Here is a 19,809-nt window from a genome sequence, read left to right on the forward strand (position 1 = left end):
GTAGTGCTGTGTTGGCTCAGGCCGCAAACACAAGAACCATGACCGAGCCCCAGGTTGTGAGCAGGATGTTCGCGATGGGGTAGGCCGGTGTATAGCCAAGCACGGGAACCGGGCTTCCCGATCGCTCCTGGAGAGCGGCCATTGCCGCCGTGACCGTTTGCGCCCCGGTCAAACCGCCGAGCAGAAGGATTGGGTTCATGCGCAAGACGAAATGACCGAAGCAGAATCCGACGATCTGCGGCAGCAGGGTCACTACCATGCCGCCGAGCAGCAGGCCGATGCCCGATTCCCGCAAGGCGGAGAGGAAGATCGGTCCGGCATGGATCCCGGTGAGCCCGACAAACGCGGCTAGTCCGAGTGACGTCATCAGGCTGATGGCGCCGTCCGGAATCCGACCGAAGCGCGGATTGAGCGTGCGGAGGTAGCCGACCAGAAGCCCGGCAAGCAGCGTGCCGACGCTCGTGCTCAGCGCGATCTTGATACTGCCGACAGGAAAACTCACGAGAACACCAAAGATGCCGCCGAAGAAGATGGCGAGCCCCAGCACCACGAAATCGATGCTGGTACTGGGGGCAACGATGACACCGATATTCTTCGCCGCGTTCTCCACGACCGGTTCGGGGCCGACGATGCGCAGCAGGTCGCCACGCTGCAGGACGACGCCGGGAGCAATCGGAAGCTCTTGGCCGCCCCGGCTCAACGAGCGCAGATAGAGGCCGCGTGTCCAGTCCTGCTGTGAGGCCTCCTGCAGGTTCATGCCGGCAAGCTTGGCATCGATCAGGAAAACGTCAGCGGAGATCAGGGGAATGTCGAGCAGCCCTCTGTCCTCGACCTCCTCGGCGCGGGCGCCGATCAGTTCCACGATGATCTGGCGCGGCGCCGATATCGTGATGACGTCGCCTGGCACGAGGATGGTGCCGGGCTCCGCCTGGAGGATGCGTTCTTCTCGGCGAATCCGATGGATGAACAGGCGGTACTCGGGCAGGCGGGCTTCGGCGGCCGCGACTGTCGATCCGGCGAGGGGAGAGTGCTCGTCCAGCCGATAGGCACGCAGCTCGAATTTTCGCCACGCGGACGCCAGACCCGGCTTCGTGCGGGTCATTCCCAGCGACTGCTCGAGCTTGAGCGCTTCTTTCCGCAGGTCGATCTTCAGGAGTGCCGGCGCGACCACCGTGCAGAACGTGATCACGCCCGCATAGCCGAAGATGTAGCAGACCGCATCGGCGACCGCGATGTGCGAGACATACAGGGCACGCTGCGCTTCGGGCGCCGAGAGGCCGTTGACCGCGTCGGTCGCCGTTCCCATCGCCGCACTTTGACTGAGCGCCCCCGACATCAGTCCTGCTGCAAAGCCGGGATCGAGCCCGAGTATTCGTCCCACGACAATTGCGGCTGCAAGGCCGGTGAGGCACACCACGACGGCGAGCAGCATCGGCTTCAGCCCGTCGCGCTTCATCGCCTGCACGAATTGCGGACCGACGGAATAGCCGACTCCGAACAGAAACAGCAGAAACAGGAAGGATTTGGTCATGCTGGAAACGGGCACATGCGCGAAGTCGCCGACCACCAGGCCGGCGAACAGCGAGCCCGTGACCGGGCCGAGACTGAAGGCTCCGATCTTGAAGCTTCCGATCCAGTAGCCCGCGGCGATCACGAGGAACAGCGCGAGCTCCGGATAACGGACGAGAAACTGCTCCAGCCAGGTCAGCATCTCGGGCAGCCGGTTTCTATGCCATCAACATGACGAGCACCATGCCCCAGATCGTCAGCAGCGTGTTTCCAACCGCGTAGGTGACGGTATAGCCAAGCCCCGGAATCTGGCTCCTGGCGCGATCGTTGATCATGCCGAGCGAGGCAGTGGTGGTGCGTGCGCCGGAACAGCATCCGAGCACGATGGCGTCATGGAATTTGAACAGGTATTTGCCGACGTACATTGCAAGGATCAGCGGCACGGTCGTTACCGCGACGCCCCAGAGGAAGAGGCCGATGCCAAGCGCCTTCAGGCCGGCAACGAAGCCCGGTCCCGACGAGATTCCGACCACGGCAATGAAAACATTCAGGCCGACGGAGTTCATGAACCAGACGGTAGGTGAGGGAATGCGGCCAAAGGTCGGCCGCACGGAACGCAGCCAGCCGAAGAACAGTCCTGAGATCAGCGCACCGCCGGAGGTGGACAGCGTGAGCGGCACGCTGCCAATCTTGTAGACGATCGCGCCGACCAGCGCGCCGATGGCAATGGCGGCACCGATGAAGGCAACATCGGCAACATCGGTTGCCCGATCCGGCCGGCCAAGCATCTTTGTTGCGGCCGCGACGTCGGGCGTGCGTCCAACGATGGTGACGATGTCGCCCCGGTTCAACTTGGTGTTGGGAAGAATGGGGATCTCGACCGCGATCGCGCCCCTCGTGATCTTGCGCAGGAATACGCCGCGCGATGCCGGGCTCTTCGCCAGCTCCTCCAGGGTCTTGCCGTCGACGTCCTTGCTGGTCACGTAGACATCGACACCTTCGATCGGCATGGCGAGCAGCTCGCGATCGTCGACTTCCTCCGCCTGTTCGCCGATCAGCTGGACGAGCACGTCGCGCCGGCCTGCCACGGCCACGACATCGCCCGCGTGAATCACGGCATCGGCGATGGCATCGATGATCTTCCCGTCCTGTCGCAGCCGCAGAATGAACACCCGCTGATCGGGGACAAGCGCCTCGGCCTCCTGCACCGTCTTGCCGACCGCCGGGCCGCGTTCACGAACGCGGAATGCACGGACCTCGAACTGGTGCCACGCGGTGCCGGGACCGCCCAACTGCTTCTTGCCGCCGTGCTCCTCTTCATATTTCTTGCACGCCGCTTCGAGATCGATGCCGAGCAGGGCCGGGCCAAGCAGGGCGAGGACGATCGCGGATCCGACGGTGCCGAAGATATAGGTGACCGCGTAGGCGACGGGCATGCCGTCGAGGATTTTCTTGGTTTCTTCCGGCGACAGCCCGAGCCGGTTGATGGCATCGGTCGCCAGCCCCATGGACGCCGAGATCGTCTGCGAACCGGCGTAAAGTCCGGCGGCCGAACCGACATCGTAACCGGCAATCTTCGCCCCGACATACGCGGCGAGAAGGCAGAACACGCACACGACGGCGGCGAAAATCGCCTGGGGAACACCATCCTGAGCTATGCCGCGCACGAATTGCGGCCCGACGCCGTAGCCAATGGCAAACAGGAACATCAGGAAGAAGAACGGCTTGAGCGGGCCCGAAATCGTGATCCCGATCTGGCCGATGATAACAGCAGCGATCAGCGTCGCAGTGACGGCCCCCAGTCCCAGGCCCTTGTAAGTGAAGGAGCCGAAATAGTAGCCCAGGGCCAAGGATAGGAAGATCGCGATTTCCGGATAGGTCTTGAGCGTCTGAAAGAACCAGTCGACCATGATTGCACCCCTTCATGCCATCGGCACGCGCCCGCTTCGCTCCGGCGCCACGTCCCGGATTGAAGACCCAGCGACGAGAGCTGAAGCCGTATCGGTCAACATGAAGAGACGGTTCGAAAGGGGAATATTGATTTATATCAATCGCAGCTATTGAGCCTTGCGGCATTTGCGACCCACCGACGAAACGGCCTCGCCGCATTGCAGGATGACGGCGCTTCGGAGCGTTATCGCCGCCTGGGCCTTGAGGTAGATCAAGGGACACCGCCGGCTGCTGATCATCCTGAGTGCGATCGCGCGGGCGAACTTGCACAGCTCGGGGAGTGTCACATGGCCGATATCTTGACCTTGAAGAAATTCGAGGCGCTGAGTCCGTTCGAGATCAAGGACGAGCTGATCAGTCTCGCCAAGGCAACGTCGAAACGGACGCAATCGGCGTTCCTGAACGCCGGCCGCGGCAATCCGAACTGGGTGGCGACCACGCCGCGCGAAGGTTTCTTCCTGCTGGGACAGTTCGCGATCACCGAAAGCAAGCGGGTGATGGAGCACCCGGCGGGGATTGGCGGCATGCCCCAGGCAAAGGGTATTGCTGCGCGGTTCGAAGCTTGGCTCGCCAAGCATTCCGACATGCCGGGCGCGAGCTTCCTTTCGGAGATGCTACCGTTTGCAGTCAAGAAATTCGGCTTCGACCCGGACGCCTTCGTCCACGAGCTCGTCGATTCCATCATCGGCGACAACTATCCGGTGCCGGACCGCATGCTGGTGCACAACGAAAAGATCGTGCACGAATATCTGATGTGGGCCGTTTGCGGTGAGCCGCGGCCGGCAGGCAAGTTCGACATCTATGCGGTCGAGGGCGGTACGGCGGCGATGTGCTACCTCTTCAAGTCGCTGAAGGCCAACCGCCTGTTGCTTCCCGGCGACACCATCGCGCTGGGAACGCCGATCTTCACGCCCTACATCGAGATGACGCATCTGGAGGATTACGACCTCAAGGTCGTCCAGATCAGGGCGCCGCAGGAAAACAAATTCCAGTTCACCGACGAGGAAATCAAGAAGCTGGAGGATCCGAAGATCAAGGCCTTCTTCATCGTCAATCCGGCCAATCCCTCCGGGATGGGCGTGAGCCCGGAGACGATCGCCAAGCTTGGCAACCTGGTCAAGACCAAGCGCCCCGACCTCATGCTGCTCACTGACGACGTCTACGGTACTTTCGTTCACGGTTTCCGCTCGCTGCTGGGCGAACTCCCGCACAACACCATTGGCGTCTACTCCTATTCCAAATATTTCGGCTGCACAGGATGGCGGCTTGGCGCGATCGCCATTCATGAAGACAACATCTTCGACAAGATGATCGCGAAGCTGCCCGACGACGCTGTGAAGGCGCTCGACAAGCGTTACGGGCCGTTGACGCTGGAGCCGCGCAAGCTGAAATTCATCGATCGCATCGTTGCCGACAGTCGCGACGTCGCGCTCAATCACACTGCAGGCCTGTCGCTGCCCCAGCAGGTGATGATGAGCCTTTTCTCGCTCGCGGAGATGATGGATGCGAAGAAGGCCTACCAGGCTGCCTGCATGGAAATCGTCAACAAGCGGCTGTGGGCGCTGCTCGATGGCCTTGGACTCGCCGACAAGCTGTCGCCCAATCCCAGCTACGACGCATATTACGCCCTGATCGATTTCGAGTTCTGGGCCCGGAAGAACATCGGAGACGAAGCCGTCGACTATCTGAAGAAGCACATTCATCCGCTCGATCTTGCATTCCGTTTGGCGGAAGCCCACGGGATCGTGCTGCTGAATGGTGGCGGTTTCGATGCCCCCGAATGGTCGCTTCGTGTCTCCCTGGCGAACCTGCCGGACGATGTCTACGACGATATCGGACGGGGCGTTCGAACGATTGCCAGAGGATACCGGGACACATACGAGGCGGCGAAGGGCGGCTAAAGGAACGCGGCTACGGCAACGCCCCGATAGGGCGTTGCCCGTGCGATACTTTTGGATCGATGATCTTCCAGTGGCGATCATAGGAGGCAATGATGCCAATCCAGCTCGTGATGGACCGCAACGGCGATAGCCGTTATTCCTTCAACTCCGGCGACGCAGAGGAACTGGCCCAGGCGGAACGGCGGTTTTACGAGCTGACCGGGGTTGGCTTCACCGCGGCGGTCAGGACCAGTCAAGGTCAGGTATCGAAAGTCCGATCGTTCGACCCCACGGCGGAAGAAACACTCTTTTTTCCCAGGCTGATCGGCGGGTAGTCGCCTCCTATCATGTTTCGATTTCGACCATTGCCGTTGGGTAGCCGCTCCCGCATGAGCGCGACGAGAGCCCTTTTCATCAGGCACGGCTGGGAGGCCACGCCCGAGGGGCGGTCGCTACGGATGCTGCGAGATTGGCTGTCGCAAGCGCAGCGAGAGCAGTTCGCAAGTCAGGGTTACTTCGATGTGGTCGGAGGAAACACCGGAAATCAGTACAGGATCTATACCGGCACCTCGGTCAATGTATGCGAGATTGACAAAAGAGGTCGCCTCCGCGAGGGGCTATGTTTCACGACGATTGGTGATCTCCCGATCGGCGACGTGATGCTTGCTCAGAAAATCGCACTGGAAACATGCGAAGACGAGGTGCGCGCCCTGGCCAGGTGGTTCACTCCCAAGAGTCACCATTTTCGGCAAACCCAATCTCTCGGCTGACGGCGCGGATCGTGGTTGTCTCCGACCAGTGCCGAAGTCCATTGATGTCATCTCAGATCGAAACGCGATAGGAATTTCGGTCGCGTCGAGGTGCCCAAGTTGGGCGAAGCATGGGCAACTGCCGAGTCCTCGATGATGACATCGTGCCGGTGATTTGCCCGACGTGTCAACGAATTTTCCGAATATGCAGGCGGCGGCGCCGGACACCGCCGGCTACTTTGCATGGGGTTGTTTTCGAGATTTTGATTTTGAGGGGCCGGAGGCCCATCCAGCGCGAAGAATTACCCCGCGCCGAGCGCGACCGCGACGTTGTAGGTCGCAAGGCTCGCGGCATAGGCCAGCGCCAGCATGTAGGCGAAGGTGGTCGCCATCCATTTCCAGCTTCCGGTCTCACGCCGGATCACCGCGAGCGTGGAGGCGCATTGCGGGGCGAAGATGTACCAGGCGAGCAGCGACAGGGCGGTCGCCAGCGACCATTTGGTCGCCAGCACCTGGCCGATCTGCTCGGCCGCTTCCTTGCCGCCCTCGATCGCATAGACCGTGCCAAGGGCTGCCACCGCGACCTCGCGCGCTGCCATGCCTGGGATCAGCGCCACCGCGATCTGCCAGTTGAAGCCGACGGGAGCGAGCAGCGGCGCGATGGCCTTGCCGAGGATCGCAGCGAGGCTGTAGTTGATGGCGGGGTCCGCTGCGCCAGCCGGCGGCTGCGGGAACGAAGCCAGGAACCAGATCAGCACCATCATCGAGAAGATCGTGGTGCCGGCGCGCTGCAAAAACATCTTTGCGCGCGTAAAGATGCCGATCGCGATCGATTTCAGCCGCGGCATCTTGTAGTCGGGCAGCTCCAGCATGAACGGAGCCGGCGCATAGTCGCGCAGCATGAAGAACTTGATCAGGAACGAGACGAGAAGCGCGCTGATGATGCCGGCGGCGTAAAGGCCGAACATCACGAGGCCCTGGAGGTTGATGAAGCCCCAGACCTGTTTCGCCGGAATGAAGGCGGAGATGATCAGCGTATAGACGGGAATGCGCGCCGAGCAGGTCATCAGCGGTGCGATCAGGATCGTGGTCAGCCGGTCGCGCCGGTTGTCGATCACGCGCGTCGCCATGATGCCAGGGATGGCGCAGGCAAAGCTCGAGAGCAGCGGAATGAAGGCGCGGCCGTGCAGGCCGGCGCCGCCCATGATGCGGTCCATCAGGAACGCGGCGCGCGCCATGTAGCCGAAATCTTCCAACAGCAGAATGAACAGGAAGATGATGATGATCTGCGGCAGGAACACGATGACGCTGCCGACGCCGGAGATCACGCCGTTCTGCAAGAAGCTCTGCAACAGCCCAGTGGGCAGGGTGTCGTGCACGTACTGCCCGAGCGCATCGAACGAGGAGGACAGGAACTCCATCAGCGGCTGTGCCCAGGCGAACACCGCCTGGAACATCACGAACAGGATCAGGGCGAGCACGATGAGGCCGCCGACGGGATGCAGCACCACGGCGTCGATCCGGGCGGTCCAGGTGTCGGGCCGGCTCGGCAGGCTGACGGAGGACGCGATGATGCGGTCGGCCTCGCGCTGCGTGGCGCGCAGCTCGGCGACGCTGAGCGGCCGCCAGCTGTTCTCCCGGGGCTGCGGCTGCACCTGCGCCGAGATCTCATCGGTCAGCCTGAGCAGGTCGGCGGTGCCGCCCTTGCGCACCGCGATCGAGGTGACCACGGGCACGCCGAGCGCGTCGGCCATCTGCGCCACGTCCACGGTGATGCCGCGGCGGGTCGCGATGTCGAACATGTTGAGCACCAGCACGATCGGTCGTCCGGTGCGCTTGAGCTCGAGCAGGAGACGGATGGTGAGGCGCAGATTGGTGGAATCGGCCACGCACAGCACGAGGTCGGGCCTCGCCTCGCCGGATGCCTTGCCGAGCACGATGTCGCGGGTGATCTCCTCGTCCGGGCTGCGGCCGCGCAGCGAATAGGTGCCGGGCAGGTCGACCACCGAGACCTGGCGTCCCAGGGGAGTAACGAAAAAGCCTTCCTTACGCTCGACGGTGACGCCGGGATAGTTCGCGACCTTCTGCTTGCTGCCGGTCAGCGCATTGAACAGCGAGGTCTTGCCGCTGTTCGGCGTGCCCACCAGGGCGAGATGCAGCAGGGGAGATTCCATGGGATCGAAGGCGTGGGTCAAAGGTCCGGTCGCTCGTTACGCGACGATGATGGCCATGGCTTCGCGGCGCCGCACCGCGATGGTGACGTTGTCGACGCGCACCGCGATCGGGTCACGGCCGACGATGCCCTCGTGCAGGATCTCGACCTTGGCACCCTCGACGAAGCCGAGCTCGATCAGGCGGCTTTCCAGCTCGACGTCCGACAAAGCCGAGCCCGCACCGCTGGCGGAAAGATGCTGGATGACGCCCGAATAGCCGCGTTCGGCCAGCCCCAAGGGCAAACTCGAGGGCAAACCCGAGGGCAGCTGCGTGGACGTCTGCGGGCGCGTGATCTTGTCGTCGGTCATGCCCTGTATTTTCAACGGCAGCGAGAGAGGTCAAGCGCACTCACGCAGCCGGGACCGCACCTTAGAGTGATTATAAAGTGCGGGCCTCGCGGCGGGGTTTTGTCGAACGCCTTCGAGCGCTCTATTGCGCCGGGACCTTCTGCTCGGGCAGGACGGCCATAGCGCGGTTCTTGAAGTAATCGAGCACGAACAGGCGGATCGCGGAAGACAGGTTGCCCTGCTGGCGATTGCTGTCGATCTCGCCGACCAGCTCCGACAGCGTCATGTTGCGCAGCCCGGAGATCTCCTTCATGCCGTTCCAGAAGGCCTCTTCCAGGCTGACGCTGGTCTTGTGGCCGGCGACGACGATCGATCGCTTGACAACGGGCGATTTCATGGCTGTTCCTCGCGCTCGATCCGATGCTGATCCAGGCGCTCCTTCGCTTGGGCCTCGCGCTTCTCCTCCGCCGATCGCTCGGCCTTGGTGCGGCCGAACTTCGTCCGGTTGGCCTCCGCCTGCTTCGCCGAGGCTTCCCGTTCGGCGCGCTTCCGGAAGCGGTTCAGGTTGATGACGTTCCCCATGCCGCGTCTCCATCAGCCAATCCTCGGCAGGCGGGATGAAATCGTTAGAAATGATGCACTGCGTTGTGTTCCATGAGACTTGATCGCCATTTGGTCCTCGTCAATCGGCCTCTGATACCATCAAACAATCAATTTCGCCCGGTCGTGGGCAAATACCGCCTAGCACGCGCCAAGGCCGGAACATTGACGGTAATCAAATCCCCTTGCTCGGATCTTATATTTCTTGCCGTTTTTTCCTCCGTATCTTTACGGAGGCCTATCGAAATCCGGCAATTCAGCCGGGGTGGGTCATCTTTTCGGGCTGGACCAGCCGCTCGAACTCGTCCGCCGAGACGAAGCCGAGTCGGAGTGCCTCTTCCTTCAGCGTGGTGCCGTTGGCGTGCGCCGTTTTCGCCACCTTGGCCGCGTTGTCGTAGCCGATCTTCGGCGCCAGCGCCGTCACCAGCATCAGCGAGCGCTCCATCAGCTCGCGGATACGCTTCTCGTCGGCACGGATGCCCGAAACGCAATGCTCGGTGAAGGAGCGCGCGGCGTCGGCCATCAGCCGGATCGAATGCAGCATGTTGTAAGCGAGCACGGGCTTGAAGACGTTGAGCTCGAAATGGCCCTGGCTGCCGGCGACGGTGATTGCAGTGTGATTGCCGAACACCTGGCAGCACACCATGGTCATCGCCTCGCACTGGGTCGGATTGACCTTGCCGGGCATGATCGAAGAACCGGGCTCGTTCTCGGGCAGAATCAGTTCGCCCAGCCCCGAGCGCGGGCCCGATCCCAGCAGGCGGATGTCGTTCGCGATCTTGAAGAGCCCCGTCGCCACCGAATTGATGGCGCCGTGCACGAGCACATAGGCATCGTTCGACGCCAGCGCCTCGAACTTGTTGGCGGCGCTGGTAAAGGGCAGTTTCGTGATGGTCGCGACGTGCCTGGCGAACAGTCTTGCAAAGCGCGGCTTTGAGTTGAGACCCGTGCCGACCGCGGTGCCGCCTTGCGCCAGCGGATAGAGATCCTTCACCGCGACCTTCAATCGCGCAATGCCGCTTTCGACTTGTGCGGCGTAGCCGGAAAATTCCTGGCCGAGCGTCAGCGGCGTCGCATCCTGGGTATGGGTGCGGCCGATCTTGACGATCTCTGCGAACGCCTTCTCCTTCTTGCGCAGCGCGACGAGCAACTCGGAGAGCGCTGGAATGAGATCGGCCGTGATCCGGCCGGCGGCCGCGATGTGCATCGCGGTGGGAAAAGAGTCGTTCGACGACTGACTCATGTTGACGTGGTCGTTGGGATGAACCGGCTTCTTGGCGCCGAGCTCGCCGCCGAGCAGCTCGTTGGCGCGGTTGGCGATCACCTCGTTGAGGTTCATGTTGCTCTGGGTGCCCGAGCCGGTCTGCCACACTACCAGCGGAAAGTGGTCGTCGAGCTTGCCCTCGACCACCTCGCGCGCGGCGCGGATGATGGCATTCGCGCGGCGCTGGTCGATGAGGCCGAGCTCGCGATTGGTCTGGGCTGCGGCCAGCTTGACGATGCCGAGCGCATGCACGAGCGAGATCGGCATGCGATCTTCCCCGATGCGGAAATTCTGCCGTGAGCGTTCGGTCTGCGCTCCCCAGTAGCGGTCGGCGGGGACCTCGATCGGACCAAAACTGTCGGTCTCGATACGGGTGGAAGAGCGGCGTGAGGTGCGGGTCGTCTTGTCCATGAGCACATCCATTCTGCCGCGCGGAATGCGCACAGCTTTTCGATGCTCATCTATATAGGTGGTTTGGCCGCGCTTGGCTCTCGCGCGGCGCGACCTCAATCATTTCTTGCGGAAGCGATCCAGCCGCACGACCTCGGCGCCGCCTTGGTTGGGCGCGGTGGGTTCGTCCTCGGCTTCCGTCTTCTCGGGAGCCGGCGCGGGGACCGAGACGGCCGAGGGAGCAGGGGCTGTGGGGAGTGCCGCGGGCGGCACTTCCGCCACATCGGAGGTGTCGAACTGGAGGCCGAATTTCACCGACGGGTCGAGGAAGCTCTTGATCGCGCTGAACGGCACCACCAGCCGCTCCGGGATGCCGCCGAAGGACAGGCCAACCTCGAAGCGATCATCGAGCACGGTCAGGTCCCAGAACTGGTGCTGGAGGATGATCGTCATCTCGTCGGGGTATTGCGCGAGCAGCCGCGGCGACAGCTTTACGCCCTCCGCCTTCGATACGAAGGTGATGAAGAAGTGATGCTCGCCCGGCAATCCGTGCGCTGCGGCATCGCTCAGCACCTTCCGCAGCACGCCGCGCAATGCGTCGCGTGCCAGCACGTCGTATCGGATATGATCGGTCGCCATTATGGATCCTGACTATCGGTCCTGTCGCATTTCCCGAGCCGGTGCCGCGCCGACTCGCCAAGTCGCAATGGTACCGCGCCCGACCGGCCAGCAGGAGTCCCCGCCCGCGAGAAAATGGTCGGGAGAAAAATGGAAGTGGAGGCTTCTGTTGCCAGGTGCCTCCGAACCCCGCCTAGCGGAGCTTAACCCGCTAGGGCTTTAGAGTGGTCTTTCAAACTGCGTTACGCAGCCTGAGCAACCGGAGCAAAGTTGTCGTTGGCAACTATTGCAGTAGCCCGATAACGGCGGAACAATACCGGGAAAAAGTACGCCCTTTACGCCCTCGTCGATCCTATTTCGCCCCCGCCAAAGCCCGCTCTGGGATAGCCTGCTGGTGGGCTTTGGTGGAGGCGCCGGGTACCGCCCCCGGGTCCGAATGGTTTATTGCGACGACCGTTTATTTCCATAGCCGGCAAGCCGGCACCCCCAATATAGGGGGCAAAGGTCGGGAAAGACAGGGGTTTGGCGAGAGTTCCTTTGGATAGGTGCTGGCCGCCCAGAAGGCCGGCCCTTGGCGCAGGCATACCCGGCCCCTTAAGCTGCCACGATGTCCTCGGATTCCGCACCGGCCGTTCAAGAGCCGGATATCCTCGCCAAGACCGTCCCACCGGGCCTCTTCGCCCTGTTCACGGCATTTGCCAGGATGTCGCTGGCCGGGTTCGGCGGCGTCCTGGTGTTCGCGAGACGGGCGATCGTGGAGGACCATCGCTGGATGACGGCGGACGAGTTCAACGAGACCTTTGCGCTCTGCCACTTCCTCCCCGGTCCCAACATCGTCAACCTGTCGATGGTGTTCGGCTCGCGCCTGCGCGGGCTTGCCGGTGGCGTCGCCGCCTTCGCCGGGCTGCTGGCGCCGCCGACGCTGATCATGACGGCTCTCGCTGTGCTCTACGCCCATTTCGGCGAGCTCGAGGTTTTGCGCCGGACCCTTGCCGGGGTGTCCTGCGCGGCCGTCGGGCTGCTGATTGCGGTGGTCTTTCGCATGATGGCGCCGCTCCTGAGGCGTGCCGACGCGATTGCCCTCGTCCTGATGGCAGCCGTGTTCGTCGCGATCGGCGTGCTGCGGCTGCCGCTGCAAGCGGTGCTGCTGGTCGCGATCCCTGCCAGCATCGCCGTCACGGTTGTCCTGCGGCGGAAGGTATCAGCATGAACAGCGAGAACCCGATCTGGGCGCTGATCTCGACCTTCGGCCTGATGTCGCTGTTCGCGGTCGGCGGCGCGGCTGCCGCGGTGCCGGAGATGCACCGCATCGCCGTCGACGTGCATCACTGGATGACCGACAAGCAGTTCGCCGACGCCTTTGCGATCTCGCAGCTCTCGCCCGGTCCGAACGTCCTGATCGTCACGTTGATCGGCTATGCGGTTGCCGGCATTCCCGGCGCGCTCGCGGCAACGCTCGCGATGTGCCTGCCGACGGCTCTGCTTGCCTACTATGTGAGCCGCCTCCTCAACCGTCCCAGCCAATCGCGCTGGCCCGCCATGATCCAGGTTGCACTGGTTCCGCTGTCGATCGGCCTGATGGCGGCAAGCGCTCTGATCCTGGCCCAATCCACCACTCACACCGTGATTGCCGCGCTGCTGATGGCTTGCGTTGCGGTGCTTGCCTCGGTGTCGCGCATCAATCCGCTCTGGCTGTTGCTTGCCGGCGGCGTCTTGGGTTTTGCTGGCGTTGTGTGATGAAAGTCGCTAGGCAATGATGCTGGTGGTAGGGATCCAATTCCATCCAATAGAACAACAAGGCTCGTGACTTACGGGGTCGCGGAGGAGACATGCATGGCCGACACAATGGGCCACTCGGCGACAACGACTCGAAACACATCGGTCGCAATCGGCATCGTCCTTTTGGCGCTCGCGCCGCAGATCTTCGAATTCATCTGGTCGGTCGGGACGATCTTCGGATGGGGTAGCGGGCGCGGCCCGGCGACCGTCCTGATCAGCCACGCGACCGCGCTTCTGGCGGGGGCGCCCGGCGCGGCGTTCGGGGCGTTCGGCGCTGATGCCAAGAAGGCGCTGTCCTCGGACGTTCTGCTGGCGCTGATCTACTCCTATCCGCTGTTTGCGGTCGCAATCCTCACGCTCTTCATGACCATCCGCGCGCCGCAGGATTATATCGGCGGTATCGTTCTGATGGCGGTGGCGCTGTTCGCATTGTGGGCGTCGAGTGACTTGCAGGGCATGCGCGGCTTCTCCTTCGGAGCCGGCACGGCGCCGCGCATGTTCGGCGGGCTGCTGGTCGCGTTGGCCGCCGCCATCGCGCTGACGGGACTTCTGACCGAGGGGGCGGGGCTCTCGCATTATTCCTGGCGCGGGCCGTTGTTCGTGATGGCGGCGATTGTCTTCTTTGCCTTGGCGATCCGGCCTCTAGGGCTCGTGGTTTCGGCATTCGTCAGCTTCCTGATTGCAGCGATGGGCTCGCATGAGACGAAGTGGATCGAGGCCTTCATGGTCGGGGCCTGCCTGACGATCGGCTGTGCGCTGCTGTTCCCTTACGTGCTCGGATTGCCGATGCCGATGTTCCCGCGATTCCTGGTCCAGTGAGGGCATGATGGTCGATCTCTTTGCCAACCTCGCTCACGGTTTCGCCGTCGCATTTTCGCCGATCAACCTTCTGATGTGCCTGATCGGTGCGCTCGTCGGCACGCTGGTGGGCGTACTGCCGGGTATCGGCACCATCGCAACCGTCGCGATGCTGTTGCCGATCACGTTCGGATTGCCGCCGGTTGGCGCCCTGATCATGCTTGCCGGCATTTATTACGGCGCCCAATATGGCGGCTCGACCACCTCGATCCTCGTCAACATCCCCGGCGAAGCGACCTCCGTCGTCACGGCGATCGACGGCCATCAGATGGCCAAGCAGGGCCGCGCCGGTCCGGCGCTGGCGATCGCGGCGATCGGTTCGTTCTTCGCTGGCTGCGTCGCAACCGTCCTGATCGCCGTTCTCGGCGCCCCCCTGACCAAGCTCGCGCTGGCATTCGGTCCGGCCGAATATTTCTCGCTGATGGTGCTCGGCCTGATCTTCGCCGTGGTGCTGGCGAAAGGTTCTGTGCTCAAGGCGATCGCCATGATCGTGTTCGGCCTGCTGCTGTCGATGGTCGGCTCCGACATCGAGACCGGTGCCTCGCGCATGGCCTTCAATATTCCGGAGCTTGCCGACGGCCTCGGCTTCGCGACGGTGGCGATGGGTGTGTTTGGTTTTGCCGAGATCATCCGCAACCTCGACGCCGGCGCCGAGATGAACCGCGATCTCGTGCAGCAGAAGATCACGGGATTGATGCCGACCAGGAAAGACCTGGTCGACTCCGCGCCCGCGATCGTGCGTGGCACGGTGCTCGGCTCGATCCTCGGCATCCTGCCCGGCGGCGGCGCGGTCATCGCATCCTTCGCCGCTTACACGCTGGAGAAGAAGATCGCGAAGAATCCCTCGCGGTTCGGCCGCGGCGCGATTGAAGGCGTAGCTTCGCCGGAGAGCGCCAACAACGCTGCGGCGCAGACCTCCTTCATCCCGCTGCTCACGCTCGGCATCCCGCCGAACGCGGTGATGGCGCTGATGGTCGGTGCGATGACCATTCACGGCATCGTGCCGGGCCCGCAGGTGATGCAGAAGCAGCCGGACCTCGTCTGGGGCATGATCGCCTCGATGTGGATCGGCAACCTCATGCTGATCATCATCAACCTGCCGCTGGTCGGCATCTGGGTGCGCTTGTTGCGCGTTCCCTACCGGCTGATGTTCCCCTCGATCGTGATCTTCTGCGCGATCGGGATCTACTCGGTGAACAACGCGCCGGTCGACGTCATTCTTGCAGGCGTATTCGGCCTCGTCGGCTACTGGCTGATCAAGCACGATTTCGAGCCGGCCCCGCTGCTGCTCGGCATGGTGCTCGGACCGCTGATGGAGGAGAACCTGCGCCGCGCGCTGCTGATCTCGCGCGGCGACTGGAGCGTGTTCGTGACGCGTCCGCTCTCCGCCGTGCTGCTCGCGATCGCGGCCGCCCTCCTGGTGCTCACGGTTTTGCCGGTGTTGCGCGCCAAGCGCGACGAGGTGTTCACGGAATCGGAGAATTGAGGCCGGCGGTTGCCAACTTGGCCAGTACTATCAAGAAGGTAGGGCAGGGGCGGGACGCAAGTTCCGCCCCTTGTCGTTTGTCGGCGGAACGCTCACTTTTCCGGGTATAATCTGCGCGAAGCAGCGAATCGCTGCTGTCGCAGCACGGGGCTGGCCGCTAAGTTCGCCGTCCCCCCAAAAGGCCCATAGCGCACGCATGCACCAATATCAGGACCTGCTCGAGCGGATTCTCTCAGACGGCGTCGAGAAGCGCGACCGGACCGGCACCGGCACGCTGTCGGTGTTCGGCCATCAGATGCGCTTCAACCTTGCGGCCGGCTTTCCGATGCTGACCACCAAGCGGTTGCCGCTGAAGGCGATCGTGCATGAGTTGCTGTGGTTCCTCAACGGCGACACCAACATCAAATATCTGCGCGACAATGGCGTCACCATCTGGGACGAATGGGCCGATGCCAACGGCGATCTCGGCCCGGTCTACGGCCATCAGTGGCGCTCCTGGCCGACGGCCGACGGCCGCAGCATCGACCAGATCGCCAACGTCGTCGACATGATCAAAAAGAACCCGGACTCGCGCCGGCTGATCGTCACCGCCTGGAATCCGGCCGACGTCGAGAAGATGGCGCTGCCGCCATGCCACCTGCTGTTCCAGTTCTATGTCGCGAATGGCAAATTGTCGTGCCAGCTCTATCAGCGCTCGGCCGACGTCTTTCTCGGCGTACCCTTCAACATCGCCTCCTACGCGCTGCTCACGATGATGGTCGCGCAGGTCACGGGGTTGAAGCCCGGCGACTTCGTGCACTCGCTCGGTGACACGCATCTCTATTCCAATCACCTGGAACAGGCGCGGCTGCAACTGACGCGGACGCCGCGTCCGTTGCCGGTGATGCGGATCAATCCGGACGTGAAGGACATCTTCTCCTTCCGCTTTGAGGATTTCGAGCTCGTCGGTTACGACCCGCATCCGCACATCAAGGCGGAAGTCGCAGTATAGATGTCGCTCAACATCCGCCGCGCGCGCCCAGGCGAGGCCGGGCTCGTTCTCTCCTTCATCCGCGAGCTTGCCGAGTACGAGAAGCTCACGCACGAGGTGGACGCGACGGAAGCGATGATCGCGGAGGCGCTGTTCAGCGCGAACCCGCGGCTCTTTTGCGCGATCACCGAATGGAATGGCGAGGCTGTCGGGTTCGCGGTGTGGTTCGTGAATTTCTCCACCTTCAGTGGCCGCCACGGCATCTATCTCGAGGACCTCTACGTGCGACCGTCGCATCGCGGCAAGGGCATTGGCAAGGCGCTGCTTAACTATCTTGCGAAGGACTGCGTCGAGAACGGCTGGTCGCGGCTGCAATGGGCGGTGCTGGACTGGAACGCGCCATCGATCGCGTTCTACAAGTCGCTCGGCGCCGTCATGATGGATGACTGGACGCTATGCCGCGTCACCGGTGACGCCTTGACGCGGCTTGCAGGGAAGGCGCCCTGATGGAGATCGTCTTCGTCGTCGCCATCGCGGAGAACGGCGTCATCGGCGCCGGGAATGCGATCCCGTGGCGGCTGAAGTCCGACATGCAGCGCTTCAAGGCACTCACCATCGGCAAGCCCGTGGTGATGGGCCGCAAGACCTTCGAGTCGCTGCGCCGGCCGCTGCCCGGTCGCACCAACATCGTCATCACCCGCGATGTGAGCTTCCGCGCGGCGGGCGCCGTCGTGACCACGTCCTCGGCGGATGCCTATGCGATCGCATGTGGCGATGCCCTGCGGCGCTCGGTCGCCGAGATTGCGGTGATCGGGGGGGCCGAAATCTATCGCCAATGGCTCGATCGCGCCGATCGCCTCGATGTCACCGAGGTGCATGCGCGGCCCGAGGGCGACACTGTTTTCGAGATCAACAAGGCAGAATGGGAGGAGGTCGTGCGTGTCCGTCATCCGGCCGCAGGCGACGACAGCGCCGATTTCTCCTATGTGACATATCGTCGGCGGCCGCAACATTAACCGCTTTCACCAATGTTTACATTGACATTTCCCCAGCGCGGCATAGCTCGGAGGCGGTCAGGCGTGCGTTGTAAGGGGGCAAAGCGTCCCCTATAAAGCCGGACCGGACAAAGCGGGCGGGGGCAATTCCAGACCCTGCCGAGGAGACTGTCGAATGCCGTGGAAGAATCAGGGCGGTGGCCCGTGGGGCTCGGGCTCGAAAGGGCCATGGGGCACAGGCCCGCAACCGGTCGGGCCGCGGCCGCCGGATCTGGAAGACCTTCTGCGACGCGGCCAGGACCGGCTCCAGCAGCTCCTGCCCGGCGGCTATTTCAGCGGCCTTGGCATCAGCGTCATCGTGCTGTTCATCGTCGCGATCTGGCTCGCCTCGGGCTTCTTCCGCGTGCAGTCGGAAGAACTCGGCGTGGTCCTGCGCTTCGGCAAGCATGTGCGCACCGTGCAGCCGGGCTTGAACTACCATCTGCCCTATCCGATCGAGACGGTGCTGCTGCCCAAGGCGCTGCGTGTCTCGACCATTTCCATCGGCATGACGCTGATCGATGATCCCTCCCGCCGCGGCCGCACCATCCGCGACGTGCCAGAAGAGAGCCTGATGCTGACCGGCGACGAGAATATCGTCGACGTCGACTTCACCGTGCTGTGGCGCATCAAGCCCGACGGCGTTGGCGACTTCCTGTTCAACATCCAGAACCCCGAGGGCACCGTGAAGGCGGTCGCCGAAAGCGCGATGCGCGAGGTGATCGGCCGCTCGCAGATCCAGCCGATCCTGACCGGCGCCCGTAATACCACCGAGCAGGGCGTGCAGGAATTGATGCAGAGGACGCTCGACGGCTACGGCTCCGGCATTCTGATCACCCAGGTGCAGATGCAGAAGGTCGACCCGCCTGCGCAGGTCATCGACGCCTTCCGCGATGTGCAGGCCGCGCGCGCCGACCTTGAGCGCAAGCAGAACGAGGCGCAGACCGATGCCAATCGTATCGTGCCGGTAGCCCGCGGCCGCGCGGCGCAGATCCTGCAAGACGCCGAAGGCTATAGGGAACAAGTGATCGCCGAGGCCAAGGGCCAGAGCGCGCGGTTCTTGAAGGTGTACGAGGAATACAAGAAGGCGCCGGACGTGACGCGTGAACGAATCTATCTGGAGACGATGGAGCGCGTGCTCGGCGGCTCGGAAAAGCTCGTCTATGACGGCGCCGCGACGGGACAAGGCGGCGTCGTGCCCTTCCTCCCGCTCAACGAGCTGACGCCGAAGCGGCCGCCGGCCACCTCCGGCCAGCAGGGCGGAGGCACCCGATGAGGTCTCCGGTTACAGGCATCGTCTCGCTGATCGTCCTCTTGCTCATCCTGATCGTGGCCTACAGCTCGGTCTTCACGGTGCAGCAGACCGAGCAGGCGCTCGTGGTCCGTCTCGGCGAGCCCGTCAAGGTCGTCACCGAGCCAGGGCTGAACTTCAAGGCGCCGTTCATCGACAGCGTGATCAGCATCGATAATCGCATCCTCGATCTGGAAAACCCGTCGCAGGAAGTGATCGCCTCCGACCAGAAGCGGCTCGTGGTCGACGCCTTTGCGCGCTACCGCATCAAGAACGCGCTGCGCTTCTACCAGAGCGTCGGCTCGATCCAGGCGGCCAACCTTCAGCTCACGACGCTGCTCAACGCGGCGCTGCGCCGCGTGCTCGGCGAGGTCACCTTCATCACGGTGGTGCGCGACGAGCGCGAGAAGCTGATGGGGCGCATCCGCGAGCAGCTCGACCGCGAGGCCGACGGCTACGGGATCTCGGTCGTCGACGTCCGAATCCGCCGCGCCGACCTCCCGGAGCAGAACAGCCAGGCGGTCTACGACCGGATGAAGACCGAGCGCCAACGCGAAGCGGCCGAGTTCCGCGCGCAGGGCGACCAGAAGGCGCAGGAGATCCGCTCCAAGGCCAATCGTGAGGCGACCGTGATCGTCGCGGAGGCCAACTCGCAGGCCGAACAGACCCGCGGCGCGGGCGATGCGGAACGCGCCCGGCTGTTCGCGGAAGCTTACAGCAAGGACCAGGACTTCTTCGCCTTCTTCCGTTCGATGTCGGCCTATGAGACCGGGCTGCGCTCGAGCGACACCCGCTATCTGCTGCGGCCGAACTCGGACTTCTTCCGGTACTTCGGTAGCCCAAGCGGCAAGGCGGGCGCCGAAGCGCAGGCGGCGCCGAAACAGTAAAACGAAGCAAGGGGCGGCGCCAACGCCGCCCCTTCGCGGAACA

The 19,809-nt window shown here is 63.3% G+C and carries 20 protein-coding genes and 1 other RNA gene; 12 read left to right on the plus strand and 9 right to left on the minus strand.

What is annotated here, in order from left to right:
* Nucleotides 1-16 precede the first annotated feature (16 nt).
* Nucleotides 17-1,711, minus strand: coding sequence for an aspartate-alanine antiporter (gene aspT / locus Q3C01_RS04640; protein WP_458144153.1), 1,695 nt, complete (start codon nucleotides 1,709-1,711; stop codon nucleotides 17-19).
* A gap of 16 nt (nucleotides 1,712-1,727) precedes the next feature.
* Nucleotides 1,728-3,419: an aspartate-alanine antiporter gene (gene aspT / locus Q3C01_RS04645; protein ID WP_458144154.1), complete on the minus strand. Its 1,692-nt coding sequence runs from the start codon at nucleotides 3,417-3,419 to the stop codon at nucleotides 1,728-1,730.
* A 327-nt stretch (nucleotides 3,420-3,746) separates the two neighbouring features.
* On the opposite strand from aspT (Q3C01_RS04645), the gene aspD reads away from it, so the two are divergent.
* From aspD to Q3C01_RS04660, 3 genes are all read left to right on the plus strand, one after another.
* On the plus strand, nucleotides 3,747-5,360 hold the full coding sequence (gene aspD, locus Q3C01_RS04650) for an aspartate 4-decarboxylase (protein WP_458144155.1): 1,614 nt from the start codon (nucleotides 3,747-3,749) through the stop codon (nucleotides 5,358-5,360).
* A 92-nt stretch (nucleotides 5,361-5,452) separates the two neighbouring features.
* On the plus strand, nucleotides 5,453-5,674 hold the full coding sequence (locus Q3C01_RS04655) for a hypothetical protein (RefSeq protein WP_458144156.1): 222 nt from the start codon (nucleotides 5,453-5,455) through the stop codon (nucleotides 5,672-5,674).
* A gap of 54 nt (nucleotides 5,675-5,728) precedes the next feature.
* The gene (locus Q3C01_RS04660; protein ID WP_458144157.1) at nucleotides 5,729-6,109 is read left to right on the plus strand and encodes a hypothetical protein; all 381 of its coding nucleotides are present in this window, start codon (nucleotides 5,729-5,731) and stop codon (nucleotides 6,107-6,109) included.
* Nucleotides 6,110-6,390: 281 nt separating this feature from the next.
* Here Q3C01_RS04660 and feoB read toward each other — a convergent pair whose 3' ends face one another.
* The 7 genes from feoB to ssrA form a co-directional block, all read right to left on the minus strand.
* A complete protein-coding gene (feoB, locus tag Q3C01_RS04665) occupies nucleotides 6,391-8,262 on the minus strand; it encodes a ferrous iron transporter B (RefSeq protein WP_458144302.1) in 1,872 nt (623 codons plus the stop codon).
* Between the two features lie 36 nt (nucleotides 8,263-8,298).
* The gene (locus Q3C01_RS04670; protein WP_458144158.1) at nucleotides 8,299-8,610 is read right to left on the minus strand and encodes a FeoA family protein; all 312 of its coding nucleotides are present in this window, start codon (nucleotides 8,608-8,610) and stop codon (nucleotides 8,299-8,301) included.
* 121 nt (nucleotides 8,611-8,731) lie between these two features.
* Nucleotides 8,732-8,986 carry a ribbon-helix-helix domain-containing protein gene (locus tag Q3C01_RS04675; protein WP_458144159.1) on the minus strand — a complete coding sequence of 85 codons (255 nt, stop codon included), beginning with the start codon at nucleotides 8,984-8,986 and terminating at the stop codon, nucleotides 8,732-8,734.
* Complete coding sequence (locus Q3C01_RS04680) at nucleotides 8,983-9,171, minus strand: DUF4169 family protein (RefSeq protein WP_458144160.1); 189 nt, start codon at nucleotides 9,169-9,171, stop codon at nucleotides 8,983-8,985. Before Q3C01_RS04680 ends, Q3C01_RS04675 begins: the two co-directional genes overlap by 4 nt.
* A gap of 274 nt (nucleotides 9,172-9,445) precedes the next feature.
* Nucleotides 9,446-10,876, minus strand: a complete 1,431-nt coding sequence (fumC, locus tag Q3C01_RS04685; RefSeq protein WP_458144161.1) for a class II fumarate hydratase — start codon at nucleotides 10,874-10,876, stop codon at nucleotides 9,446-9,448.
* Nucleotides 10,877-10,963: 87 nt separating this feature from the next.
* Entirely contained in the window at nucleotides 10,964-11,482 is a 519-nt protein-coding gene (locus tag Q3C01_RS04690) for an SspB family protein (RefSeq protein ID WP_458144162.1), read from the minus strand.
* 134 nt (nucleotides 11,483-11,616) lie between these two features.
* Nucleotides 11,617-11,982, minus strand: a transfer-messenger RNA (tmRNA) gene (gene ssrA / locus Q3C01_RS04695).
* 86 nt (nucleotides 11,983-12,068) lie between these two features.
* Between ssrA and Q3C01_RS04700 the strand changes: the two genes are divergently transcribed.
* The 9 genes from Q3C01_RS04700 to hflC all read left to right on the plus strand — a co-directional run bounded on the left by Q3C01_RS04700 (nucleotide 12,069) and on the right by hflC (nucleotide 19,766).
* Nucleotides 12,069-12,671 (plus strand): chromate transporter, encoded by a 603-nt coding sequence (locus Q3C01_RS04700; protein WP_458144163.1) that lies wholly within the window; start codon nucleotides 12,069-12,071, stop codon nucleotides 12,669-12,671.
* Nucleotides 12,668-13,198, plus strand: a complete 531-nt coding sequence (locus tag Q3C01_RS04705) for a chromate transporter (protein ID WP_458144164.1) — start codon at nucleotides 12,668-12,670, stop codon at nucleotides 13,196-13,198. Before Q3C01_RS04700 ends, Q3C01_RS04705 begins: the two co-directional genes overlap by 4 nt.
* 96 nt (nucleotides 13,199-13,294) lie before the next feature.
* On the plus strand, nucleotides 13,295-14,059 hold the full coding sequence (locus Q3C01_RS04710) for a tripartite tricarboxylate transporter TctB family protein (RefSeq protein WP_458144165.1): 765 nt from the start codon (nucleotides 13,295-13,297) through the stop codon (nucleotides 14,057-14,059).
* 7 nt (nucleotides 14,060-14,066) lie between these two features.
* Nucleotides 14,067-15,584, plus strand: a complete 1,518-nt coding sequence (locus tag Q3C01_RS04715) for a tripartite tricarboxylate transporter permease (RefSeq protein ID WP_458144166.1) — start codon at nucleotides 14,067-14,069, stop codon at nucleotides 15,582-15,584.
* 196 nt (nucleotides 15,585-15,780) lie between these two features.
* The gene (locus Q3C01_RS04720; protein WP_458144167.1) at nucleotides 15,781-16,575 is read left to right on the plus strand and encodes a thymidylate synthase; all 795 of its coding nucleotides are present in this window, start codon (nucleotides 15,781-15,783) and stop codon (nucleotides 16,573-16,575) included.
* A complete protein-coding gene (locus tag Q3C01_RS04725) occupies nucleotides 16,576-17,061 on the plus strand; it encodes a GNAT family N-acetyltransferase (protein WP_458144168.1) in 486 nt (161 codons plus the stop codon).
* Entirely contained in the window at nucleotides 17,061-17,570 is a 510-nt protein-coding gene (locus tag Q3C01_RS04730; RefSeq protein WP_458144169.1) for a dihydrofolate reductase, read from the plus strand. Before Q3C01_RS04725 ends, Q3C01_RS04730 begins: the two co-directional genes overlap by 1 nt.
* 154 nt (nucleotides 17,571-17,724) lie before the next feature.
* Nucleotides 17,725-18,864 (plus strand): FtsH protease activity modulator HflK, encoded by a 1,140-nt coding sequence (gene hflK, locus Q3C01_RS04735; protein ID WP_458144170.1) that lies wholly within the window; start codon nucleotides 17,725-17,727, stop codon nucleotides 18,862-18,864.
* Nucleotides 18,861-19,766, plus strand: a complete 906-nt coding sequence (hflC, locus tag Q3C01_RS04740) for a protease modulator HflC (RefSeq protein WP_458144171.1) — start codon at nucleotides 18,861-18,863, stop codon at nucleotides 19,764-19,766. The genes hflK and hflC overlap by 4 nt, the downstream gene beginning before the upstream one ends.
* The last annotated feature ends 43 nt before the right edge of the window (nucleotides 19,767-19,809 follow it).

It is taken from the genome of Bradyrhizobium sp. UFLA05-109 (genome assembly GCF_054185165.1).